29 protein-coding genes are annotated in these 21,166 nt (G+C 69.4%); 4 read left to right on the plus strand and 25 right to left on the minus strand.

The genetic code is table 11. The features are described 5' to 3' along the window. Positions 1 to 43: 43 nt before the first annotated feature. The gene (locus ACH427_RS20995) at positions 44 to 2,053 is read left to right on the plus strand and encodes a TPM domain-containing protein (RefSeq protein ID WP_398871182.1); all 2,010 of its coding nucleotides are present in this window, start codon (positions 44 to 46) and stop codon (positions 2,051 to 2,053) included. A 19-nt stretch (positions 2,054 to 2,072) separates the two neighbouring features. Here ACH427_RS20995 and ACH427_RS21000 read toward each other — a convergent pair whose 3' ends face one another. The 6 genes from ACH427_RS21000 to ACH427_RS21025 all read right to left on the minus strand — a co-directional run bounded on the left by ACH427_RS21000 (position 2,073) and on the right by ACH427_RS21025 (position 9,057). Then, entirely contained in the window at positions 2,073 to 4,589 is a 2,517-nt protein-coding gene (locus ACH427_RS21000; RefSeq protein ID WP_398871481.1) for a SpoIIE family protein phosphatase, read from the minus strand. 192 nt (positions 4,590 to 4,781) lie between these two features. Beyond that, positions 4,782 to 5,201: an ATP-binding protein gene (locus tag ACH427_RS21005; protein ID WP_361528819.1), complete on the minus strand. Its 420-nt coding sequence runs from the start codon at positions 5,199 to 5,201 to the stop codon at positions 4,782 to 4,784. Positions 5,202 to 5,389: 188 nt separating this feature from the next. Next, positions 5,390 to 5,791 carry a (deoxy)nucleoside triphosphate pyrophosphohydrolase gene (locus tag ACH427_RS21010; protein WP_398871185.1) on the minus strand — a complete coding sequence of 134 codons (402 nt, stop codon included), beginning with the start codon at positions 5,789 to 5,791 and terminating at the stop codon, positions 5,390 to 5,392. A 55-nt stretch (positions 5,792 to 5,846) separates the two neighbouring features. Beyond that, positions 5,847 to 6,026 carry an SPOR domain-containing protein gene (locus ACH427_RS21015; RefSeq protein WP_361528815.1) on the minus strand — a complete coding sequence of 60 codons (180 nt, stop codon included), beginning with the start codon at positions 6,024 to 6,026 and terminating at the stop codon, positions 5,847 to 5,849. A 306-nt stretch (positions 6,027 to 6,332) separates the two neighbouring features. Further along, on the minus strand, positions 6,333 to 7,976 hold the full coding sequence (locus ACH427_RS21020) for an APC family permease (protein ID WP_398871188.1): 1,644 nt from the start codon (positions 7,974 to 7,976) through the stop codon (positions 6,333 to 6,335). A 328-nt stretch (positions 7,977 to 8,304) separates the two neighbouring features. Next, a complete protein-coding gene (locus tag ACH427_RS21025; protein ID WP_398871190.1) occupies positions 8,305 to 9,057 on the minus strand; it encodes a GntR family transcriptional regulator in 753 nt (250 codons plus the stop codon). A 370-nt stretch (positions 9,058 to 9,427) separates the two neighbouring features. On the opposite strand from ACH427_RS21025, the gene ACH427_RS21030 reads away from it, so the two are divergent. From ACH427_RS21030 to ACH427_RS21040, 3 genes are read left to right on the plus strand one after another with little or no spacing between them, the layout of a single operon-like run. Beyond that, positions 9,428 to 10,390, plus strand: a complete 963-nt coding sequence (locus ACH427_RS21030) for an alpha/beta fold hydrolase (protein WP_398871192.1) — start codon at positions 9,428 to 9,430, stop codon at positions 10,388 to 10,390. Positions 10,391 to 10,436: 46 nt separating this feature from the next. Next, a complete protein-coding gene (locus ACH427_RS21035; protein ID WP_398871194.1) occupies positions 10,437 to 10,706 on the plus strand; it encodes a type II toxin-antitoxin system Phd/YefM family antitoxin in 270 nt (89 codons plus the stop codon). Then, complete coding sequence (locus ACH427_RS21040; protein ID WP_398871196.1) at positions 10,699 to 10,962, plus strand: type II toxin-antitoxin system RelE/ParE family toxin; 264 nt, start codon at positions 10,699 to 10,701, stop codon at positions 10,960 to 10,962. The genes ACH427_RS21035 and ACH427_RS21040 overlap by 8 nt, the downstream gene beginning before the upstream one ends. A gap of 241 nt (positions 10,963 to 11,203) precedes the next feature. Here the strand turns inward: ACH427_RS21040 and ACH427_RS21045 are convergent, their stop codons facing one another. The 19 genes from ACH427_RS21045 to ACH427_RS21135 all read right to left on the minus strand — a co-directional run bounded on the left by ACH427_RS21045 (position 11,204) and on the right by ACH427_RS21135 (position 21,143). Next, complete coding sequence (locus ACH427_RS21045; protein ID WP_398871198.1) at positions 11,204 to 12,484, minus strand: tyrosine-type recombinase/integrase; 1,281 nt, start codon at positions 12,482 to 12,484, stop codon at positions 11,204 to 11,206. 43 nt (positions 12,485 to 12,527) lie between these two features. Beyond that, entirely contained in the window at positions 12,528 to 12,710 is a 183-nt protein-coding gene (locus tag ACH427_RS21050) for a helix-turn-helix domain-containing protein (protein ID WP_398871200.1), read from the minus strand. Beyond that, complete coding sequence (locus ACH427_RS21055) at positions 12,707 to 12,988, minus strand: hypothetical protein (RefSeq protein ID WP_398871202.1); 282 nt, start codon at positions 12,986 to 12,988, stop codon at positions 12,707 to 12,709. The genes ACH427_RS21050 and ACH427_RS21055 overlap by 4 nt, the downstream gene beginning before the upstream one ends. Next, positions 12,985 to 13,221: a hypothetical protein gene (locus ACH427_RS21060; RefSeq protein WP_398871204.1), complete on the minus strand. Its 237-nt coding sequence runs from the start codon at positions 13,219 to 13,221 to the stop codon at positions 12,985 to 12,987. The genes ACH427_RS21055 and ACH427_RS21060 overlap by 4 nt, the downstream gene beginning before the upstream one ends. Before the next feature lie 16 nt (positions 13,222 to 13,237). Beyond that, entirely contained in the window at positions 13,238 to 13,630 is a 393-nt protein-coding gene (locus tag ACH427_RS21065) for a hypothetical protein (protein WP_398871209.1), read from the minus strand. A gap of 32 nt (positions 13,631 to 13,662) precedes the next feature. Continuing rightward, on the minus strand, positions 13,663 to 14,133 hold the full coding sequence (locus ACH427_RS21070) for a hypothetical protein (RefSeq protein ID WP_398871212.1): 471 nt from the start codon (positions 14,131 to 14,133) through the stop codon (positions 13,663 to 13,665). A gap of 49 nt (positions 14,134 to 14,182) precedes the next feature. Continuing rightward, positions 14,183 to 15,046, minus strand: coding sequence for a hypothetical protein (locus ACH427_RS21075; RefSeq protein ID WP_398871214.1), 864 nt, complete (start codon positions 15,044 to 15,046; stop codon positions 14,183 to 14,185). Positions 15,047 to 15,421: 375 nt separating this feature from the next. Continuing rightward, positions 15,422 to 15,721: a hypothetical protein gene (locus ACH427_RS21080; RefSeq protein ID WP_398871217.1), complete on the minus strand. Its 300-nt coding sequence runs from the start codon at positions 15,719 to 15,721 to the stop codon at positions 15,422 to 15,424. 36 nt (positions 15,722 to 15,757) lie between these two features. Further along, positions 15,758 to 16,186, minus strand: a complete 429-nt coding sequence (locus tag ACH427_RS21085) for a hypothetical protein (RefSeq protein WP_398871219.1) — start codon at positions 16,184 to 16,186, stop codon at positions 15,758 to 15,760. Between the two features lie 16 nt (positions 16,187 to 16,202). After that, a complete protein-coding gene (locus tag ACH427_RS21090; RefSeq protein ID WP_398871220.1) occupies positions 16,203 to 17,456 on the minus strand; it encodes a DNA cytosine methyltransferase in 1,254 nt (417 codons plus the stop codon). Beyond that, positions 17,456 to 17,659: a hypothetical protein gene (locus ACH427_RS21095; protein WP_398871222.1), complete on the minus strand. Its 204-nt coding sequence runs from the start codon at positions 17,657 to 17,659 to the stop codon at positions 17,456 to 17,458. Before ACH427_RS21095 ends, ACH427_RS21090 begins: the two co-directional genes overlap by 1 nt. Positions 17,660 to 17,666: 7 nt before the next feature. After that, positions 17,667 to 18,209, minus strand: a complete 543-nt coding sequence (locus ACH427_RS21100) for a hypothetical protein (RefSeq protein ID WP_398871224.1) — start codon at positions 18,207 to 18,209, stop codon at positions 17,667 to 17,669. A 16-nt stretch (positions 18,210 to 18,225) separates the two neighbouring features. Then, entirely contained in the window at positions 18,226 to 18,441 is a 216-nt protein-coding gene (locus ACH427_RS21105; RefSeq protein ID WP_398871226.1) for a hypothetical protein, read from the minus strand. Positions 18,442 to 18,459: 18 nt separating this feature from the next. After that, positions 18,460 to 18,780, minus strand: coding sequence for a hypothetical protein (locus ACH427_RS21110; RefSeq protein ID WP_398871228.1), 321 nt, complete (start codon positions 18,778 to 18,780; stop codon positions 18,460 to 18,462). A gap of 74 nt (positions 18,781 to 18,854) precedes the next feature. Then, positions 18,855 to 19,145: a hypothetical protein gene (locus tag ACH427_RS21115; RefSeq protein ID WP_398871230.1), complete on the minus strand. Its 291-nt coding sequence runs from the start codon at positions 19,143 to 19,145 to the stop codon at positions 18,855 to 18,857. Positions 19,146 to 19,151: 6 nt separating this feature from the next. After that, complete coding sequence (locus tag ACH427_RS21120) at positions 19,152 to 19,484, minus strand: hypothetical protein (RefSeq protein WP_398871232.1); 333 nt, start codon at positions 19,482 to 19,484, stop codon at positions 19,152 to 19,154. A gap of 30 nt (positions 19,485 to 19,514) precedes the next feature. Beyond that, a complete protein-coding gene (locus ACH427_RS21125) occupies positions 19,515 to 20,261 on the minus strand; it encodes a DUF2786 domain-containing protein (RefSeq protein WP_398871234.1) in 747 nt (248 codons plus the stop codon). A gap of 102 nt (positions 20,262 to 20,363) precedes the next feature. Further along, positions 20,364 to 20,684, minus strand: coding sequence for a hypothetical protein (locus ACH427_RS21130; protein WP_398871236.1), 321 nt, complete (start codon positions 20,682 to 20,684; stop codon positions 20,364 to 20,366). An 18-nt stretch (positions 20,685 to 20,702) separates the two neighbouring features. Next, entirely contained in the window at positions 20,703 to 21,143 is a 441-nt protein-coding gene (locus tag ACH427_RS21135; RefSeq protein WP_398871238.1) for a hypothetical protein, read from the minus strand. Positions 21,144 to 21,166 lie beyond the last annotated feature (23 nt).

Below are 21,166 nucleotides of genomic sequence, written 5' to 3' on the forward strand. Positions count from 1 at the left end.
CTCCCGGTAGCGAGTCGGGCAGTACCGCCATACGCTCCCAAATGTGACACGGCTTTCCAGGCGGTACGGGCCGGGGGCGCCGGGCCGGGCCCGGATCAGGGCCCCCCTCGCCCTCCTCACGCTGTGCGCGCTCACGTTCCCCGGCCCGGGAGCCCACGCCGACACGCCCCTCGACCTGGACACCGGCGGCCGGATCACCGACACCGTCGGCGCGCTGGGCCAGCGCCGTTCGCAGGTCAACACCGCCCTCAACCGGCTGCACACCGCCCACCACATCCAGCTGTACGTCACCTACGTACGCGACTTCTCCGGCCGCTCCGGGCACGACTGGGCCAACGCCACCGCCGACCGCAACGGCCTGGGCCCGCACGACGTGCTGCTCGCCATCGCCACGCACGACCGGCAGTACGCGGTCTCCGCCGCCCCGGACTCCGGCTTCCGCCAGGAGCAGCTGAAGAACGTCTCCGCCACCGCCATCGCGCCCGCCCTGGCCCAGCACGACTGGGCGGGCGCGGCCATCGGCGCCGCCGAGGGCTACGGCGCCGTGCTCCAGGGCAAGCCGGTGCGGCTCCCCGCGATCTCACCGGGCAGCAGCGACCCGGGCGGCGACGGTCTCGTGCCGGGCCACCGCCGGGTGTGGCTGCCGGTGACGGTGGCCGTCCTGGCCCTGCTCACCGGCCTCTACCTCTGCTTCTGCTCCCGCCGGGCCGCCCACCGCCGCGCCGCCCGGCGGGCGCGGCCCACCGTCGCCACCTCGACCCCGCCCGGCCTCGCCCGTTTGGCCCAGCCGCTCACCCCGCTGCCCGAACTGGAGGCCGAGGCTGCGCGCAACCTCGTCGAGACCGACGACGCCGTCCGCACGAGCGCCGAGGAACTTCTCTTCACCACGGCGCAGTTGGGCAAGTCGGCCACCCGCCCCTTCGCCGAGGCCGTCGCCTACGCGCGAAGCGAGCTCGCCTACGCCTTCCGGCTGCGGCAGGGCCTGGACGACGCGCCGTACGAGGACGACGAGATCCGCCGCCGCACCTTGGACGAGATCTGCTCCCACTGCACCAGCGCCAACCGCCGGCTGGACGCGGAATCCGGGGCCTTCGACCGGCTGCGGGCCCTGAAGGTCAACGCCACCGGCATCCTGGAGCACGCCGAGGAGATCGCGCGGGCGCTCGGGCCGCGCGTCGACACCGCGGAGGCCGCGCTCGCCGCGCTCACCGAGTGCTGCACCAAAGCGGCGCTCTCCCCCGTGGCCCGGCACCCCGCCGAGGCCCGTGACCGCCTCGCCTTCGCCATGGCGGGCCTGGCCGAGGCGCGCCGCTCCCTGGCGGAGGGCGACGCGGACGGCGCGGCGATCTCGCTGCGCGCCGCCGAGGCCGCCCTCGCGCAGGCCCGCACGCTCACCACCTCGGCGCTGCGCCGCGCCCGCGAGCTCACCGGCACGGCCGCCCGGCTGCCGGCCGCCCTGGCCGACGCGGAGGCGAGCCTGGCCGAGGCCCTGGCCACCGGCACGGCGGACGGCGGGCGGGTGGCGGACGCCGAACAGGCGCTGGCGGAGGCCCACCGGCAGATCGCGAGCGGGCGGTACGACCCGCGGGCGGTGCTGCGGCGCCTCCAGGAGACCGCGGGAGTCCTCGACGCGGAGGCCGGGGCCCTCGCCGACGAGGGGCGCGCCCGGCGGCGCGTGGAGCGGGCGCTGAGCGCCGCGCGGAGCGAGGTCGCGGCGGCGCGGGACTTCATCAGCACCCACCGGGGCGCCATCGGCTGCCGCGCCCGCACCCGGCTGGCCGAGGCGGAGCGTCATCTGGCCACGGCCCGCGCCCTGGTGCCCAGGGGCGGCCCGGCGGTGCTGCACGTGACCGGCGACGCGGACTCCCTGGCCCGCCAGGCCCGCGCCCTCGCCGAGCACGACGTCTCCGACTACGCCACCCCGTACGACCCCCGCACCCCCCACCCGGCGCGCGCCCTGTGCGGCGCGCTGCTGGGCGGCATCATCCTGACGGGCCTCCTCCCGGCGACGTTCGGCGGCGGCGCCACGAGGGGGCGGCTGGCCGCGGAGTGAGGTGCCGCGCGGCCGCCGGTCAGTACAGGCTCATCAGCGCCTCCACCGCGTCCGGCGTGGGCGTGTCGCCGTCCGGCAGGGCCAGCTCGAACCACACCGTCTTGCCGTGGGGCGTGCGGCGGCTGCCCCACGCCGCGCTGAGCAGCCCCACGAGCTGGAGCCCGCGCCCCCCTTCGTCCGTGTCGCGCGCCCGGCGCCGCCGGGGCTGGACGAGCCCCCCGTCCCAGACCTCGCACACCAGCGTCCGGTCGAGGAGCAGCCGCAGCCGGATCTCGCCCTCGCCGTACCGCAGGGCGTTCGTGGCCAGCTCGCTGACCAGCAGTTCGGTGGTGTCCACGAGGCTCTCCAGGCCCCAGGAGAGCAGCTGTTCGCGCGCCAGCTCCCGGGCCCGCGCCACGGAGCGGGCGTCGGGCGGCAGCGTCCAGTCGCCGACGCAGTCGGCGGGCAGGCCGCGCAGCCGCGCCATGAGCAGCGCGATGTCGTCCTCGCCGTGGTGGGTGTCCAGCGCGCCCAGGACGTGGTCGCAGACGTCCTCCAGCGGGCGGGAGGGGTCGGTGAGGGCGTCCCGGAACGCCTCCAGGCCCTCGTCCAGCGGGTGGTCGCGGGACTCCACGAGGCCGTCGGTGTAGAGGACGAGCAGCGCGCGGTCGGGCAGGTCGATCTCCACCTGCTCGAAGGGCTCGCCGCCGACGCCGAGCGGCATGCCGGGCGGCACGTCCAGCAGGAGCGCGGGCTCGCCCGCCTCGACGAGGACCGGCGGCAGGTGCCCGGCGTTGGCGACCGTGCAGCGCCGGGTGACCGGGTCGTAGACCGCGTAGACGCACGTGGCCAGATAGACCTCGGAGAGGTCGGCCGCCCGCACGCCGCCGCGCACGCCCCGCGACGCGGACTGCTTGCCGCCCGGCCTGCCGAGGCCGTGGGCGATCTCGTCGAGCGCGGAGAGCACCTCGGCGGGCTCCAGGTCGAGCATGGCCAGCGTCCGTACGGCCGTGCGGAGTTCGCCCATGGCGACGGCGGCCCGCAGGCCGCGGCCCATGACGTCGCCGACGACCAGGGCGGTGCGGTGGCCGGGCAGCTCGATGACGTCGAACCAGTCGCCGCCCACCTCGGTGGCCGCGTTGGCCGGGAGATAGCGGCAGGCGATGTCCAGCCCGGCGGCGTCGGGGTCGCCCGGGGGCAGCAGGCTGCGCTGGAGGATGAGCGCGCGCTCGTGCTCGCGCCGGTAGAGCCAGGCGTTGTCGATGCAGACCGCGGCGCGCGCCGCGAGCTCCACGGCGAGCGCGGTGTCGCGCTCGCCGAACGGCTCACTGCCCTTCGTACGGGAGAACCGCGCCAGGCCCACCACCGTGTCCCGGGCGACCATCGGCACGGCGAGCGTGGAGTGCACGACGGCGCCCAGCTCCGGTCCGTCCTCGCGCTCGCGGTTCGGCACCGGCTGCACCTGCGCGGTGCGCAGGGCGGCGGCGTAGGGCGAGTGGAAGGCGTAGCGGTGCACCTCGCCGACCTGCACGGGCTTGTCGGCGCCGTCCACGGGCGCGCCGGAGACCGCGCTGGCGTACGCGACGCGCCGCAGCTCGCCGCTGCCGTCGGCGAGGCCGGGCGGCGCCTCGTCGCCCACGAGGAGGCCCTGGTAGAGGTCGACGGAGGCGAGGTCGCAGAACTGGGGGACGGCGACGTCCAGCAGCTCGCGCGCGGTGGTCTCCAGGTCCAGGGAGTTGCCGATGCGCGCGCCCGCCTCGTTGAGCAGCGCGAGGTTGCGGCGCACGCCCGCGGCCTCGCGCTCCGCGCGGCGGCGGCCGGTGACGTCGGTGGCGAGGGCGGCCACCCCGATGGGCCGCCCGCTGCCGCTGTGCAGCCGGTAGAGCGAGACGGACCAGCGGCGGCGCTCGCTCTGCCCGGGGACCGGCCCCACGAGCTGGATGTCGGACACCGGCCGCCCGGTGTCGAGGACTTGGCGCAGCGCCGCGGTCAGCCGCTCGGCCTCGCCGCGCGGCAGGAAGTCGTGCGGGGTGCGGCCGCGGTGCCAGGCGGCGGGGCGGCCGAAGGTCTGGGCGAAGCTCTCGTTGACGCGGAGCAGGGTGAGGTCCGTGCCGAAGAAGAAGAATCCCAGGGGAGATTGGCCGAAAACGGCCTCGGAGGCCGCGATGTCGGTCTCTATTCCGCGCAGCGCCCGGGCGTCCACGGCCACGCAGAGCGCACCCCGCGCGCCGTCCTCGTCCTCGGTGGGCATCACATAGATCTCGGCCAGCCCCGGCGGCCGTTCGCCGCGCGGATAGGGGACGAGGCCCGTCCACTCCCGGCCGTCGGGCCCGCCCTCGCCGAGGAAGGGGGCGGCGGGGCCCTGGCCGCGGCCCGCCCCCGGGGCGGCCGGGGCGAAGATCTCCAGGGGATCCTTGCCGACGGCGTGCCGGGCCGCTATTCCGAAGAGCTCCGCCGCGCGCTCGCTCCACTGCTGGATGCGCCCGTCGGCGCCCAGGGAGAACGAGGCCACGCGGATGTAGTCGTAGAGGGATCCCGGCGGGCTGTTCTGCCACATCGCCGCGGCCTGTGTGTCCTCCGGCGTACCGCTCGCCGTACCCGCTGGCTTTTCGCTCACGTGCCCGTCCCCTCCGGCTCATGTGCTCGCACCGGCATCAGAAGCCCGAGTATCCAGCACAGGGGCCTCTCGGAACACGGACTTCACGATCACAGCACGGTCTCGACCCGCTATGTCTCCCCCGGGGGTTTCCTAACCGGGCAGGCCCAGCTCGAACCACACGGTCTTACCGGTGTTACCCCGGCGCGTTCCCCAGCGACGCGACGTGCATGCCACCAATTGCAGGCCACGTCCGCCCTCGTCGTCGGGGTGGGCCGCGCGCTCGCGGGGCGGGTCGGGCAGCGGGTCGGAGACCTCGACGAGCAGGGTGGGACCGGCGCGGGAGTACATCCGTACGCCGATGGGGCCGCTCGCGTACCGCAGGGAGTTGGTGACCAGCTCGCTGACCAGCAGCACCGTCACGTCGGTGACCGCCTCCAGGCCCCATTCGCGCAGGGTGTCGCGCACGAGCGTGCGGGCCGTGCGCACGGCGCCCGCCTCGGCGGGGAAGCTCCACTCGGCGAATCCGGGCGTGGACGCCAAGGTCCCTGCGCTGTCGCTCACGCCGATCACTTCCCAGCCCGCTGCGACCCCACCGGGCGCGCCCGGTTCGGGGAGGATAATCAGCACATACCCGGTATGTCAGGCCGACTATCTTCCCGGCGGCGGTGGAAGGGCTCTGTGACACGGATGGAGTACGCCCCGGCGGGCATTTGACCGACCGCGGCGGCGTACGGGCCCCTCCGGGGAGGGACGCGGGGTCATGTACCCCCGGCCAGCAGGCGGACCGCCGCGGCGACCGCGGGCCTGTCCTCGTCCAGCCAGTCGACCTCGTCGGCGCTGCCGGGCGACAGCCAGCGCACCTCGTCGTGGTCCTGGAGCGGGCGCGCGGTGCCCGCGACGAGCTTCGCCGTCCACACCTGGAGCACGAACGGCGGGCGCAGGGGCCACTCGCCCGCGATCCGCTCCAGCGGCTCGACCTCGACGCCGAGCTCCTCGCGCAGCTCGCGGACCAGCGCCTGCTCGGCCGTCTCGCCGGGTTCGAGCTTGCCTCCGGGCAGCTCCCAGCGGCCGGCCAGCTCGGGCGGCGCGCTGCGCCGCGCGGCGAGCAGCCGCCCTCGGTCGAACACCGCTCCGCCCACCACCACACGCGCCGTCGTCATGAGCCGCAGCCTATGCGGTGGCCGGCGGCGCGCCCTTGCGGGGCCGGCGGGCCGCTCAGGACAGCGCGCGCCCCACCCGCACCACGACATAGAGCTGGCGGCGGCCGCCGGCGTCGAGCCGCTCGGCGACCTCCTCGGCCTCCGTCTTCGTGGCGTAACGCCCGACGCGGTAGCGGTTGCCGTTGTCCTCCTGGCGGATCACCAGCCAGGGAAGGACCGGTCCGCTGTCAGTCATCGCCCCCGCCTTCCCGCCGTCGTGCGCACCGGCGCATACCGTCTGGCGTTTCCCGGAGAAACCGCAGTCCGCATATGCCCGAGCCTACGCCCGACCTTTACTCAGCGGATACGCTTTTTCACGAAGAGGTACGCATTTGGCCACGCGGCACCCGACCTCGCCCCCGAGGCCACTCCTGGCCGTTACCCGGACTTGCCAAAGGCATGCGCGCGCCGCCCGCCGGATGTCCCCGAGAACACCGCAGGGGGCGGTCGCGGACCCGTGACGGGCCCTCGACCGCCCCCTGCGGGACGGAGCTTTCGGCGGTTACGCCTTGGCCTCGGAGAGCGCGGCCTCCTCGGCCGCCTGCTCGGCGAGCAGCTCCTTCTCGGTCTCGACCAGGGTCGGGTTGCGCCAGGCGCTGCGCACACCCCAGATGTAGAAGCCGAGCGAGAGCAGGACGACGACGACGATGTCCCAGCCCTGGGCGAGGTAGCCCTTGCCGCCGAACTCCGTGCCACCGGCCCACGAGACGCAGGCCATGACCAGCAGATAGGCGACCATCCAGACGCCGGCCCGCAGGTGCGGCTTGAGCTCGGCCCACGGCTTGCGCAGCTCGTACCAGGCCCAGATCGGCAGACCGACGGCCATGATCAGGATGACCTTGCCCGTGAGCGGCCAGCGGGCCCAGTAGAGCACCAGCGAGCCGAAGATCATCGCGATGGGCGCGATGACCGGCATGGCCTTCAGCATGACCGGGCGCTTGAGGTCCGGGGCGATGCGGCGCAGCGACATCACGGCGACGGGGCCGGTGATGTACGAGATGACGGTGGCCACCGAGACGATCTCGGCGAGCGAGCCCCAGCCGCGGAAGACGGCCAGGAACATGAACGCGACGATCAGGTTGAGCACCAGGGCGGGGCGCGGTACGCCGGTCTTCTTGTCGACCTTGCCGAAGACGCCGGGCAGGTGGCCGTTCTCCTGGACACCCTGGATCATGCGCGAGGTGGTGGCGGCGTAGATCATGCCCGTGCCGGACGGGGAGATGAAGGCGTCCGCGTACAGCAGCATCGCGAGCCAGTTCAGGCCCCAGGCGACGGCCAGGTCGGCGAGCGGCGAGTTGTAGATCTTGCCGAGGTCGGCCCAGCCGTGCGAGGAGAGGTCGGCCGACGGAACGGCCATCAGGAAGGCGACCTGGAGCGCGATGTAGATGACCAGCGCGATGAGGATCGAGCTGATGACGGCCTTCGGCAGCGACTTGCCGGGGTTGCGGGCCTCGCCCGCCATGTTCAGCGGGGACTGGAAGCCGTTGAACGCCCAGACGATGCCGGAGAGCGCGACCGCGGTGAAGACCGAGCTCCAGCCGTTGGGCGTGAAGCCGCCGGCCGACTCGATGTTCTTGGTGTCGAAGTGCGCCCACATCAGGGCGCCCGCGGTCAGGACCGGGATGACGACCTTGAAGACCGTGATCGCGTTGTTGGTCTTCGCGAACAGCGTGATCGCGAACCAGTTGAGGAAGAAGTAGAAGAGCAGCAGGACGCTCGCCAGGGCCACACCGCTGCCGGTCAGCTCCTTGCCGTCGTACAGCTCCTTCGCCCAGCTCCACTTCCAGGAGCTCATGTACTGCACGGAAGCGGTCGCCTCACCGGGGATGACGGAGACGATCGCGATCCAGTTGGCCCACGCGGCGAGATAGCCGGCGAGCGAGCCGTGCGAGTACTGGCCGTAGCGGACCATGCCGCCGGCCTTGGGGAACATCGCGCCGAGCTCGCTGTAGGTGAGCGCGATGGTCAGTGCGACGGCGGCGCCGATGACCCAGGCAAGGATCGCGGCGGGACCGGCGATGGCCGCGGCCCGCTGGGCGCCGAAGAGCCAGCCGGAGCCGATGATCGACCCGAGGCCGACGGCGGTCAACGCCACCGGACCGAGGGTCCGGCGGTAGTTGGAGTGGGAACCCTGCTCGGTACTCAACGCCCCGGATCTCCTTTGCTTTCTTCTCCCCCACGGGCAGGACACAAACCGCGCCATCGTACGAGCGATTTGGACGATTGCGTTCCGCGAAAAGGCTCTGACCTGGCCGTATGTGAGTTTTGCAACAGTAAAAAACGCTCTGCCCTATCGGGACAAAGCGGGGCATACCACACGGTTCCTACCTGCCGGTACGGATCAGGGCGTGGATCACCGGCGGCCGAAAATCGATCTTCAGGAGCCGGATGCCGAGCACCCGGAAGCTGTTCACGCGGACGTCACCACCGTTTAACGAGCGGGTGGTAAAAGCTGCGCGCCGAGCGCGGCCCGGCTATTTGACCGGAAGGTGGTACGCGACGCGATAGCGCTCGGCGAGCACCACCACATCCGCCGTCTCCACCGGGCAGCCGCCCGCGAAATAGGTGCGCGAGACGACCACCACGTAGTGCCCGGGGACGCCGCCGAGGGACAGCACCTCCTCCGCGAGGCCGGGCCGGGCGCTGACCTCCTCCGCGACGTTGTCGACGATCAGGTCGATGGCGGCCATCCGCTCGACGACCCCGCGCCCGGCCAGCGGGCCCTCCTCGGGAAGCATCACGGGCGTGCGGCCGGTGAGCGCGAGGGGCTCCCAGGAGGTGGAGAGCATCACCGGCTCGCCCCCGGCCCGGAAGAGATAGTCGGTGCGCATCGCGCGGTCGCCGGCGGCGACGCGCAGCCGGCGCGCCAGCGCGGAATCCACCGCCACCTGCTCGCTGCGCGACTCCCAGGTGCCCTTGACCCTGCTGTCGGCCTGCTCCTGGCGGAACGGCGTGGACTCCCCCGCCGTGCGATAGCCCGTGCGCGCCAGAGCGCGCGGCACGGGTTGCTCGCGCACATAGGTGCCGGACCCGGATCTCCCCTCCACCAGCCCCTCGGCCATCAGGACCTTGCGGGCCTCCAGGGCGACGGTGTCCGAGACGCCGTACTGCTCGCGGATGCGGGCCTGGGAGGGGAGGCGTGTGTGCGGCGGCAGCTCGCCGGCGACGATCTTCTGGCGAAGATCACCGGCGACTCGGAGGTATGCGGGCTGGTCACCGAAGGCCACGGCCACTCCCAACAGGTTGACAGTCCGCAACAGCTTGGCAACCCTCGGTTGTCGTCCGCAACTACAGGCCAAGGATTCACTAGATGCAGTGAATTGCAGTTCAGCGACGTGTAGTTGGTGATGAGAGCCGCATGTGCGGCTGGCACCCCCCTGAGGCACGTCTGCAATTATGCGCCGCACGCTCACCATCCGACACCACGCGTCCGCCACTCTCCGTGACGGCTCGGAGGGGGCGCCAACTCGCCTCCTGGGAGGCGCAGTTACTTCCGAGCGCCTCTAGCCGATCATTCGGGATGTTGTTATCTTCATCGAAATCGGGCTGAGTTTGAATTTCAAACTCAGCGGAGGGTTCGAGGAACGGGGAAGCGAGATGCCGTCGAACGCCGACACGGCGCCGGGAGTGCTCACGCCCGGGGAGAGCGCCGTGGAGATTGCCGTGGACAGCGCCGAGACGACCGACGACGCCCGGCTGGCGGCGACCCTGGACGGCGGCTTCAGCAGCCGGTACGCCGACGTCAACGGGGTCAGGCTGCACTATGTGACGGGTGGTCAAGGATACCCGCTGGTCCTGCTGCCCGGCTGGCCCGAGACCTGGTGGGAATACCGCAAGGTCATGCCCGCCCTGGCCGCGCGCCACCGGGTCATCGTCGTGGACATCAGGGGCATGGGCGGCTCGGAGAAGCCGCGGTCCGGCTTCGAGAAGAAGAACATGGCCCGGGACATCCACGAACTGGCCCGCCATCTCGGCCATGAGCGCGTCGACATCGCGGGGCACGGCATCGGCGCCATGGTCGCCTTCGCCCACGCCGCCAACCACCCGGAAGCCACCGGGCGGGTGGCGATCCTGAACACCACCCACATCGACGACAGTTACTACGAATTCCCCATGGTCCCCCGCCCCGGCGACCGGGGCCCCCACCGCTGGTGGCTCGCCTTCCAGCAGGTCCAGGACCTCCCGGAACAACTCCTCGCCGACGGCCGCTACCGCCACCTCGTCGACTACATGTTCAACCTGAGCCTGATCAACCCCGACGCCATCACCCCGCGCGACCGCGACATCTACGCCCGCGCCTACTCCACCCCCGACGCGATCCGCGCCAGCAAGGGCTGGTTCCAGGCGTACCAACAGGACATCGCGGACTTCAACACCTACCCCAAGGTGACCGCCCCGATGCTGGGCCTGGCCTACGGGGCCTTCTACGACTACATGCGCGAAGCCCTCCCGGCCCAGGGCACGGACGTCCGCGTCACGGAGATCAAGAACACCCGGAACTACCTGGTGGAGGAACAGCCGGAGGCGGTGGCGGGGGCGCTGCTGGAGTTCTTCGGGTGAGCCCCAGGCGTTGTGTACACATGGGACACTCGGTGCGCTTGGGCGCATGACTCAGCCACTGCCCATAGAGTCCATCCGCGATGTACGCGCACACCTGGCCGAGGTCGTGGAGCGCGCCGACCGCGACGACGTGCCCACGGTGATCACCCGCCGGGGCAAGGAAGTTGCCGCTGTGGTGTCGATCGAGGTGCTGCGTAGGTATCAGGAATGGGAAGAGCGCGAGATCAACCGGATCATCGACGAGCGCATGGCGAACCCGGCTCCCGGCATCCCGGTCGAGGACGTCATGAGGGAGACGCTGGCGCGCGGTGAGTGAATACCGCACCGTCTTCCGGCCCGAGGCACAGGCCGAGCTCCGCAAGGTCCCCCGCGACATGACGCTGCGCATCCTTGCCAGACTGACCGAGCTGGAGACCGACCCCCTCGGCTTCAACACCCCCGCACTCGTGTCCCAGCCCGAGCGACGCCGTCTGCGGGTGGGCGACTACCGCGTCGTCTACACGATCGACAACGGGGAGCTGGTGGTCTGGGTCGTTCATGTGGGACACCGGTCCACTGTTCACGACACCTGAGCACTGCTGACCCACCGTCAGAATATCCAGCACCCATCCAGCACGGGAAAAACTTAGGGGCCCGACCCCGAAGAGCCGGACCCCTTCTGACCTGCATGTTTGTCAGATCAGCGAAGTGGTGGTACGTCGCCCACTAAACATTGAAGCGGAACTTCAACCACAACGCTCTGACCTGCGGAAACGTACTTTCTGGAGGGTCAGGTCAGCACAGTATCAGTACCGTTTTCGCAGGTCAGCACACTCACGCCACAGTCCCGTAGTCCCCGGCGTCCTCGGAAGCGGGGCTCTCCACTGCCACCGGCACCGGCCGCATCGCGTTCTGCATGACCTCGCGGCAGCGGTGCCAGGCCCCCGGGACGAGGTGTCCGTACACGTCGGCCGTGATCTTGATGGACTTGTGGCCCAGCCAGCGCGAGACCTCGTGGATGGGGATGCCGGCCGCCAGAGCTGTCGAGGCGAAGAAGTGCCTCAAGGAGTGGGGCGTGTATTTCGGCTTGCCGTTCGAGTCTACGAGTCCGGCAGCGATGCATGCCTTCTTGAAGTGATAGCCGAACGTGGATGCGGTCGGCATGCTGCCCTTTCCGCGGTCGCGGGGGGCAAAGAACACTTCGAGCTGTTTATCCTTGCCAGCCTTGTTCTGGAAGATGACAGGGATCGGCCCCCACTGCTCGGTGTGGGTGTCGATCTCCTCCTCCAGGAAGGGGGCGATCGGAATGTCGCGGTATTCGCCCTCGGCACGATGCTTCAGCGGCACGAAGGTGGTGCGGCAGTCGCCACGGTTCGCCTTCGCGCTGACCTGCCAGCGAACCCTGATGAACTCGGTTCGTCGGCATTCGCTCGCGAAGGCGAGGGCCTCGCTGGGGCGTAGCCCAGCGCCCGACATCAAGTAGATCGTCAGCCGGTACTGCTGCGAGATGTGGTTCGCGAGGAGGTCGACTTCTTCGAGGGTGGGGATCTCGTCCTCGTCGACGGCCAGGGAGCTCGTCCGGGCGATCTTGACGCCGACCGCCGGGTTCTCAGGTATTCGCTTCTCCTTGACGGCGGCCTCGATCATGGCCGTCACGAACTTCATGCGGTCGTTGATCGTCGAGGCCGCCATGCCCTCACCCTTGCGGTGCAGGGCGGCGATGAACCGTTCGAAGTCGGCTCTCGCAAGGCCGGCCAGCGTCTTCCGGCCGAGGTGGGGGACGAGGTGGTTCTTCGTGAAGCCCTCGTAGTTCCGCATGGTGCCCTCGGCGAGGATCTGCCGTTCGAGCCAGTCCTTCGCCCACGCTCGGAGGGTGATGGCCCCCCGCTGCGGGTCAAGGTAGATACCCATACCCTTGTCGTGCTCGACCTTGCTGGCCCAGGCGTCCGCGCCGTCCGGCCCGGTCTTCTTGGCGAAGGTCTTCTCACGCTGCCTCGCGGTCCGTCCGCCGGGCTCGCGGTAGCGGACGGTCCAGTTGTGGCCGCAGCGGTTCTTCTCGCACGGGTAGTTTCGATCCTGCGGATCGGTCTTGCACTTCTGGAAGACGGTTGCCATGTGGCCCCCTTCTCTTGCTGGGGCAAGGCAACGTGGTGCCGTTTTACCCGTAGTGATCTTCGAGGTAGGCGACGATGTCGCGCTCGCGGAACCGCAGGAGGCGGCCGACCTTCTGGGCCTTCAACCCCCACGTCCGGTACTTGTTCTTGACGGTGATCTCGCTGACCTTCAGCCAGTCGGCCACCTCTTCCGGCGTCAGCAACCGGTTGCTCCCGCCCGCGCTCACGCCTGGGCTCCGGCCCGCCGGGTGAGCTCGTGTACGGCGTCCCAGGCAGTCGCCGCCGAGGCGAGGGCCTGCTTGCGGTCGCCCTGGAGCCGTCGGATGGCGGCCGGAAGTTGCGACGGGTCGTCGATGCCGAGGAGCTTCGTGACCCGTCCGAGCAGCTCCGCCGGGTCTTCCGCCGGAGGCTGCTGGGCGGGGCGCGAGTACACCCGGCACTCCTCGCCCGAGACGCCGAGGACCCAGCCCCAGCCGTTCGCGAGCGCCTTCTCGCTGTGCTTCACGCGGCGGCCCCGAGGTACTCGGCGCGCGACTGCGAAGTCAGGTGGAACATGCCGTACTGGCACTCGTAGTACCGGTTCTCGCGGTACAGACCACGACGGTGGCCCTTGCGTTCCCCCAGGCGGTCGCGCTTGGCCTGCGCTCTGCCGAGTGCCTTGGCGGCGGTGCGCTCGTCGTCGTAGCCGCGTTCCTTACCGCACGCGCAGCGGCTGAACGCAACAGCCTTGATGGTCATGCCTGGCTCTCCTGTTCTACTTGCGGAATCGGTCGCACGGGCAGGTGGGTATCTGACAGGCGCCCCGTGCGGCGCTTGCGGCGGAGTGAGTGAAGGGGGCGTGGCCGCACTCGGGGTGCTGGCAGTAGCCCTTCCAGCCCGGCTTGCCGTTGTGGTTGGCGAGCATCACGCCGGGCGCATGAAGTTTCACGAGGCGTCCGGTGCCGCCGAACGCCATCTTCGAGGCGAAGGCGCGGGCCTCGACCTCGTTGCCGAAGGGGGCGAAGTTCAAGCCCTTCGAGCCATCGCCCCAGGTGTGGACGAGGGCGATCCAGTCGCGCATTTGGAGGATGCCGGCGACTTCCTTGATGACGGCCTTCGCCATCTGATCGGCGCTGTCAAAGTCCGGCGACTCCAGCAGCGCCTTCACCGCTTCGATCTCCTCCCGGCGGGGAGTGAGCCTCACTTGGCGCCCTCGGGGTCGACGAGTTGCTCCAGTCGGCGCAGGACGGCCGCGAGCTTCTCGGAGTCCTGCTCCATGTGGAGGTCGTACCGGAGTTCATCCCAGCGCCGGTGGTTGCCGCTTGGTACATCGCCGTCCTCGCCGCGGAGCTCGTCGAGCTCATGCTCCTGGCGCGTGTGCAGTGCCCGGATATCCGTGACGACACTGCGGAGCTCGGCCATGAGGTCGGGCAGGCGATGCGGGCCGGTTATGTCGGCCACCAGCAACGCTGTCTCTGGCGTGGGGTTGACGACCTCGACGGGGAACGTGAACCAGTCCGGGTCCAGCGTCACCGGGAAGCCGATCACCTTCCAGGCTCCGTCGCGCGTCTTCGTTCCGGTATCCCCGTCGGCGTCGCGTATCTCTGTGCCAGCCGGCAGTTCGTCGAGGACCAACGGGTGGCCGATGCGGTATGTGTTCGTGCTGGTCACGGTGCTCCTCCCTCGTTGCTGGTGACACTATCTCAATGACCAGGCCAGATCAACTCTTACATTCGCTCGCGATGGAGAGGAGGCGGCACCCGAGCTGGAGCTCCGTGCCGTCGTTGATCACCACCGCGTCGACCGGCCAGTCGACGAGCGCCTGCTCACTGATGTGGTCCGCCCCGTCGATGGGCGCCTGGCCCGGCCGGTCGATCCGGACCAACAAGCCGCCGCGGGCCCGGATCGCCTCGGCCTCGTTCGGGAAGCGAACGTCTGTGATGACAGTCGGGCGGTCCCAGTCCGCGAAGTCGCTGAACAGCGCATTCACCCACACGTCGGGGCCTAGGTTGTTGCGACCGGCCTCGGTGCCGCAGCGCTGGAGGAGCTCGCGGACGCCAGGGTGCTGCTTAACTCTCTCCCAGCCGAAGGCGTCCACCGTGGCGGCCAGGGGCCACGCCTCGCCCCCTTCCTCGTGCGGGACGGGCGGGTTCACCGCGTAGAGGAAGTCCTTCACCTTGTCGGCGAACGCCTTACGCTGCCATCCGGCGGCCACAAGGGTGTGCGCGGCGGTGTCCTTGCCCGATCCCGCGGGCCCCAAGAGGCCGATCACGCGCGGACCGACAACCGGTCGGGTCCCGCCCTGTCGAACGCGGGCAGCCCTGGCAATGCGCCGGCTCTCGGCCGCGCGGCGATGGAACTCCTCGACCTCGACCTTCAGGGCAGCCGCCCAGGCGGGCCAGAGTTGGACGGCCGGCACGCGCTCCCCTGCGAGGACACGGCGCACTGAGGACGCGGCAGTGCCGATTGCTTCGGCGAGCTCCTGGGCGCCGCTGGACCCAGGTACGTCGACCAGGAAACCGGCTGCCGTGGCGGTCTGGTTCACCCAGGCCGCGAATTCATGATGACCAGCGCGCTTGGACATTCATTACTCCTTGTTGAGGTGGTCAGCCTTCGCGGCTATCCACGAGGCGGTACAGGCCGGGCGCCCGGACGCGGCCCTCGCACACGTCACAGTCGCAGTCGTGCAGGCAGGTCCGGCAGGGACTTTCGTCGCAGTAGGGATCGGGTCCGTGCCATGCGTGGGAGGGGTCGGGGTCGGGACAGCCCCATGCCGAGCAGGATCGGTCCTTGGCCCAGGTGGGGTAGAGGATGTGCTCGCGCACCCCCAGCGGCCCGTGGACGAGCGGTTGGCCGGGACACGGAAACGTCGACCGGCGGGCGGACGCATCGTCGGCGAAAGCGGCCCGGCAGCACAGACACTGAAGACGCTGCTCGGGCCGCTTGCGGAGGAGATGCTTCACGCGTCGGGGAGCAGTTCGACTTCGGCTCCCATGGGCAGCGCCAAAGAGTTGCGATGGGCGGGCATGGCTCCGGGTTCGTCGGAGATGTGCAGGCGCCACTTCTTGACGCGCTTGTCCCAGTCCTGAGCCATCACACGCTTCGGTGCGGCCAGCACGCGGCCGACTCGGGTCACGGTGTACCCCCTGGTGTCTTTGCCTGTGGCCTTGATGCGCTGGCCGGCCTTCACATCACCGATCTTCCGCATCCGCGGGATCGGCTCCGGGCTGAACGGACGGGTGGTGGCGCTGGCAGTCATGTCACTCCTAGGTAAACTCTATCAATGGGGCCTGAGCTACACGGCGAGCATCGTCGCGGTCGGTGCGGGGAAGTGGACGACGCAGGACGATCGGCGGCAGGGGTGGCCGAGGGAGGCGATGAACTCCTTGTGGGCGTCGAGTGCTTCGGTGAGCCAGTCGTCGCCCTCGACGAACTCGGGGCGTTTCTCGGCCCACAGGCCGCGGGCCCATGCGATGTCGCGTACCTCGTGGAACTCGCTGGCACCGTGCTGTCGGATCAGGTCGATCCAGGAGGCACGGGCGCGTTCGTACGCGGCGCGGGAGTGGTTGTACCCGGAGGCGGGGTCGATGTCCTCGATCGCCACACCGGACGCGACGCAGATAGCTATGCGGGCGTCGGCCATGGACGTGAGGCGGTCCGCCTCGCGCACCGGGCAGCCCAGGGGGCTGCGGGCGTAGTGCATCAGCAGGAGGTTGGCGCGCATGTTCTCTCTTCGGTGATCAAGCCGCGAGCGCGTGCTCGGGCCGGGCAGATGCGTGGTTGTAGATCTCGGCGAGGTACTGCCGGAGGCGTTCCTCCCATGGCCGGGATAGGAGGGCCCCGATGACAACGGCCCCCATAGGTGGGGCGACCACGTCGCCGATCTGTTGCGTGCAACTCGACCGGGAGCCGGTCCACGGATAGCCAGGGCGGAAGCCGTTGAGCAGGGCGGCTTCGTCGAGCGAGAACCGACGGTCCTTATCGTGCTCCCAGTACCATCCGCGAATTTTCGAGGTGATGGCGATGGCTGGCTTGTCCGCCGACCAGCAGTTCCCCCCGGCCGTCTTGCGGACGCCCCGCGTGTTCACGCGGATGCCTTCGGGCCAACCGAGCGCTTGGGCTGCGGTGGTGGTGGGGATTTCGCTGACGGGCTTCGTGCGGGCTGCGTCGAGGAAGCGGTGCCGGGCGGCGAGCATGAAGACCCTCTTGCGGCGGCTGGCGAGTCCGTACTCCACAGCGTCGAGCACTTGGAAGTCGACGGAGAGCCAATCGGCGCACCTGAACTCACTCCTGATGCCGTCGATGATGACCTCGGGCAGAGCGCTCGACTGCTCCATGGCGACCCACGAGAAGCCGTCCCAGGTGGCGCTGAGGGCCAAGCCCCAGATCACGACCTCCGCGAGGAGGCCGATCCGGTCGTCAGTCAAGTCCTCTGCCATGGCCCGGACTTCGTCGATGCCGTAGATGGGACCGGACCAGCCGTACGGACAGTCGGGGCAATCGCTCGAACAGTCCTCGGTGCACTGGTCCTCTTCCCAAACGCCGATCGTCGCCTCCCAGGCGCAGGTCAGCATGTCCAAGAAGATTTGCTGATTGTGGGGGTCGAGTCCGGCCCTTTTGCCGGCCACGGTCCAGCACTGGCACGGTGCGGTGATCAGGAGGCCACGGGTCCAGCGCAGGGCAGGGTGGCGCGGATCGAGGGTCCGTATATCGACGACGATCCGCTGGAACCCGGCCTTCACCGCGGTCGCGGCGGCATCCTTGTTGATCTCGATGCCGACAATGTCCAAGTCGTGGCCGAGGACGTCGCGGATGCCGACCTCCAGGCCGCCGGAGCCGCTGAAGCCGTACACCACACGGTCCGGGTCGCCGGGCTCAGGTGGGAAGAGCCACCTGACGGGCCAGGGTGCGGCGACGGCTTCGAGGTCTTCTTGGGGCCAAGTCTCCGTCAGCCAGGGGAAGTCGTCGGTAGGGGCGAGGGTGATGGTCGACATCAGTCGTCCATATCCACGGTCTCGACGCTGGTGAGCCAGCCGGTGACGATCTCCCAGTGGTAGCCAGGGCGGATCAGTCCGTCGCTCATGAAGACGTGCCGGGCGCAGTCGGCGCACTCGTAGGGAGCTCGGTCGATGTGGCGTATCGGTCCGGTGCACGCGACGCACCGCACTACGTTGGCGGGCGGGGCAATGGTGATCACTGTGTTCCTAGGCGGTGTAGGTGGCGATCCGGGCGGTCAAGTCGGTCACGCGCGCTTCGGCCTTGCGCAGTTCGTCGCGCACCGTGGCGACGGCGACTTCGGCCGACCTGAGTTCGCCCTCCAGCTCCAGGCGCTCGCTGATGAGCCGCCAGTCGGGGTGGTCGGCTTCGAACCGAGTGGCGGCGTCCTCGACCATCTGTCGCAGCCGTCCGCGAGCTGCGGTGGACTCGCCGATCTCCTGGTCGTTCCCGTTGGTGAACTCCCAGCGGCGCAGCGGACTTTCCCAGCTCCACACGGAGCAGTCCGCACTGCGCAGATACGCCTCGCGCCGGGCGTGGGCCCGGGTGCGCCGTGAGGCGACCCGGTACTTCCGGCCCCGGATCTTCACGAAGCCGGGGGCGTGCTTCTCGTCGAGCGAGGAACTGATGGCGAGTCGCGGCTCAGGGAGGAGGACCGATTCGCCTCCCCATACCTCGCTCTTGGTGCGGGCCGGGACGATGGTGACGTACAGCTTGCCCTCGGGGAACTCGTACGTGGTGAGTTGGTTCATGGCGTATTCCACTGGGTTAGTTGACGAACAGTTCAACGAGAGCGTCCTCGTCGACGGTTTGCTGCTTCGGCGGTAGGTCCTTCCATGCCTCCCGGTTACGCATGACCAACTCATGAAGTCCGGCACAGTCGTGTATGTGGTCGTCGTCGACCAACTCTTCGGGAATGTCGATCTCTATTTCGATCTCTGCCCAAACAGTCCGTGAGACGCCGAGCAAGACTTTGCGCTTCATTTCAATTCCTTCAGTGCTTCAGAGGGTGACGTAGGGCAGGCCGGCATTGAGGGCGGCGAGGAGTTCGGCGGTCGCGCGCCGGTAGTTCCACAGCGCGTGCTGGGCCTTGTCCCAGTCGCCCGTGGGGAAGTCGGCGATCTCGCCCATCCACTTCAGACAGGCAGCCGGGGTGAGGTAGTGCTGAAGGATTCCGGACTCGTCCACGGACCAGACCTCGTCAGGGTCGAAGTACAGGTCGTCTACGTCGAAGCGGTGGCCGCACTCGGCGCAGTCGAAGAGGCCGTCGGGCTGAACTGCGCAGAGGCCGAGGTCGCATTCGCGACAGGTCATCGCGCTCATGGATAATCCTTTCGAGCGGCGCCCGGCCCTCCCTCCTCCAACGGGAGGGCCGGGCGCCTTCGTCGTGGGTGGGCTCAGAGGCCCAGGAGGTCGAGGAGCTCGTCGACGAGCCGTTCCTCGTACCGGCTGACGGGCCGGTCGCCGGGCTGGGTGGCCGACTTGGCCTGGAACCAGGAGTCCGGCCACAGGGCAGGGGGAAGAGCGAGGATCAGGACCTCGGCCGCGTCGGCGAGGTGACTGCCGACGTTCTCGTCATCCCACGACCAGGCGTGTCCACCCTCGGGCTCGTCGCGCCAGCTCTTCACGGCCTCGTCGAGCTTCGTGACGGCGGCCTTGATCTTCTCCATGTTTCGGTCGGTGATCATCAGCGGTCAGGCCGCCGTTCCGTATACGTCGGTCACCGTGCGCTCGGCGACGTGCTGGGACAGTGGGTCTATCTCGTCCACCCAGGCGTCGTTGTTCTCTTCGAGCCAGGCCAGGAGGGCGTCGTCGTCCTCGGCGATGTCGGCTGGCACAGTGACCTCGGCCTCCACGTCGCAGGTGACGATCTCTTCGATCTCGAATCGGACAGTAACGGTCTTCTTTTCAATCACGGTGACTCCAAGGTGAATTCGGATGCGGCAGGGGCCGCATGTCAGGTCTTCGTCGAGCAGCTCGGGGACGTCGCCGCATTCGGCGCAGGCAATCTCGTTGACGGCTTCCATCAGTGCAGGGGAGGCCACTGGAATTGCGGATCAGGCCGCGATGGCTCGGCGTCCGCCAACGCGGGTCTGTCCCAAGTCGGCGCGGTTGGCCGCCGCCCGGCCGTCGGCAACACCAGTACCCCGACGCTTCGTGCCGCCTCCACTACGGGAATCGGGATAGGCAGCCTTGAAGCGCGCCTGGACGACTGCCTTACGGTCGGCGACGACCAGCTCGGCAGAGCGGCCAGAGGCAGCTACCGGGGCTTCCTGCCTTGCACGGGCCTCGATCTCTCGGAGTCGCTCGTCGATACGGAGGATGAACCCGGCCATCCACGACTTCCGATAGGTGATCAGCTTCTCCCCATAGGCGGGGCGGCCCTGGCGCATGCCGTTGAACATTTGAAGGAGGAGCGAGGTGAAAAGCAACTCCACCCGGTCCAGGTCGGATTCGTAGCCGAAGAGATGAACCTCGGTCCTGCCCCGGCTCTTATCCTTGGTGAGGCCAGGGCAGTTCAGGGCCTCAGCGATGTAGCCGAGAAGGTATAGCCGGTCGTTGACGTACGTACCCTCGACGACGATCACACGGTCGCCGGGGCGGTCCATAGCCGGGTCGGAGTCGGCGAGCATGGCCTGTTCGATCCCATACTTCGCCATCAGCTCCGCCGCCTTCGCAAAGAACGCCTCGGCCTCTGCGGGAGAGGAGGCGGGGTCTTCGGCCTTCGCCAGAAGTGCGCGGATCTTCGCGAGCATCGGATTCGACTGCTCGGCATTGCTCGGGGCCGTCTTGAACGCATTCATGTTTGCTTCCAGGTCTATATCGGACGCGGCCCCTCCGCCCTCTGGCACGAAGGGGCCGCTTGTTACGAGTTCACAGTGGTCAGAGAGAGAAGCCCTGGGGCTTCATAGCCGACGCTTGACCGGCCGACCGGCCAGCACCGTTGCGAAGTTGGCCATGACCACCACGGCCATGTGCTCAAGCTCCGGCCCCCCGTCCGGGATGGCCAGGCCGAGGACGCGCATGTTGGTCAGGGCACGGGCGATAAGGCGTTCCATATCGTCGGTGTCGACGAGGTCGGAGCAGAGATCGCACGCCCGCCAGCGGCCGTTGTTGGGGATCGGGGCCACCACGCCGTCGTCAGTCATCAGAGCGAAGCGGGCTCGATCCTGGGGGATGTACAGCCAGCGGGCGGCGGGCAGGCAGCAGAAGTCACACTCGGGCATTCCTGGATTCCTGCCTCGTCAAGCCGCGATGGCCAGGTCGGTGGGCGTGATGCGCTCGCCCATGTAATGGAGGTCGTTCTCGCCGTCGCCCTCGCGGTGGCACTCCAGCCAGAGGTCGGCGACGTGGGGGTGGTCGACGGCGCGGAAGAAGTCGGCGAGCCCCTCGGCCTCCGAACAGGTGAGCTTCTCCGCGATGTGGCAGGCCAGCATGCCGTCGTCGAAGAGGGTGGCGAAGTCGCACACGGCGGTGCGGTACCGGTCGAGCGTCTCCTCCCGCTCCGCGGAGACCTCGACCACCTGGGAGGCCAGGGACATGTAGATCTCGGCGGCCTGCCGCTCAGCCCGCAGAGCTCCCCAGGGGTTGAGGGCACGGCGCAGCCGGGACGGCCCGGCCGGCATGACGGACGGCTGGGCGATCCGCTTGGTGAAGGTCGAGGCGAGCCTCTTGAAGGTGTGCACGGTGTCGCTCCATTTGTGGTGGG

This window comes from Streptomyces sp. NPDC020379 (assembly GCF_044387105.1).
Classification (GTDB): Bacteria; Actinomycetota; Actinomycetes; order Streptomycetales; family Streptomycetaceae; genus Streptomyces.

Coding starts and splice junctions, on each gene's coding strand:
- ACH427_RS21000 (WP_398871481.1), bottom strand. CDS start 4,589: ATGTGGCAGAACAGCCCGCCGGGATCCCTCTACGACTACATCCGCGTG.
- ACH427_RS21010 (WP_398871185.1), bottom strand. CDS start 5,791: ATGACGACGGCGCGTGTGGTGGTGGGCGGAGCGGTGTTCGACCGAGGG.
- ACH427_RS21015 (WP_361528815.1), bottom strand. CDS start 6,026: ATGACTGACAGCGGACCGGTCCTTCCCTGGCTGGTGATCCGCCAGGAG.
- ACH427_RS21030 (WP_398871192.1), top strand. CDS start 9,428: ATGCCGTCGAACGCCGACACGGCGCCGGGAGTGCTCACGCCCGGGGAG.
- ACH427_RS21035 (WP_398871194.1), top strand. CDS start 10,437: ATGACTCAGCCACTGCCCATAGAGTCCATCCGCGATGTACGCGCACAC.
- ACH427_RS21045 (WP_398871198.1), bottom strand. CDS start 12,484: ATGGCAACCGTCTTCCAGAAGTGCAAGACCGATCCGCAGGATCGAAAC.
- ACH427_RS21060 (WP_398871204.1), bottom strand. CDS start 13,221: ATGACCATCAAGGCTGTTGCGTTCAGCCGCTGCGCGTGCGGTAAGGAA.
- ACH427_RS21075 (WP_398871214.1), bottom strand. CDS start 15,046: ATGTCCAAGCGCGCTGGTCATCATGAATTCGCGGCCTGGGTGAACCAG.
- ACH427_RS21080 (WP_398871217.1), bottom strand. CDS start 15,721: ATGACTGCCAGCGCCACCACCCGTCCGTTCAGCCCGGAGCCGATCCCG.
- ACH427_RS21085 (WP_398871219.1), bottom strand. CDS start 16,186: ATGCGCGCCAACCTCCTGCTGATGCACTACGCCCGCAGCCCCCTGGGC.
- ACH427_RS21090 (WP_398871220.1), bottom strand. CDS start 17,456: ATGTCGACCATCACCCTCGCCCCTACCGACGACTTCCCCTGGCTGACG.
- ACH427_RS21100 (WP_398871224.1), bottom strand. CDS start 18,209: ATGAACCAACTCACCACGTACGAGTTCCCCGAGGGCAAGCTGTACGTC.
- ACH427_RS21105 (WP_398871226.1), bottom strand. CDS start 18,441: ATGAAGCGCAAAGTCTTGCTCGGCGTCTCACGGACTGTTTGGGCAGAG.
- ACH427_RS21110 (WP_398871228.1), bottom strand. CDS start 18,780: ATGAGCGCGATGACCTGTCGCGAATGCGACCTCGGCCTCTGCGCAGTT.
- ACH427_RS21115 (WP_398871230.1), bottom strand. CDS start 19,145: ATGATCACCGACCGAAACATGGAGAAGATCAAGGCCGCCGTCACGAAG.
- ACH427_RS21120 (WP_398871232.1), bottom strand. CDS start 19,484: ATGGAAGCCGTCAACGAGATTGCCTGCGCCGAATGCGGCGACGTCCCC.
- ACH427_RS21125 (WP_398871234.1), bottom strand. CDS start 20,261: ATGAATGCGTTCAAGACGGCCCCGAGCAATGCCGAGCAGTCGAATCCG.
- ACH427_RS21130 (WP_398871236.1), bottom strand. CDS start 20,684: ATGCCCGAGTGTGACTTCTGCTGCCTGCCCGCCGCCCGCTGGCTGTAC.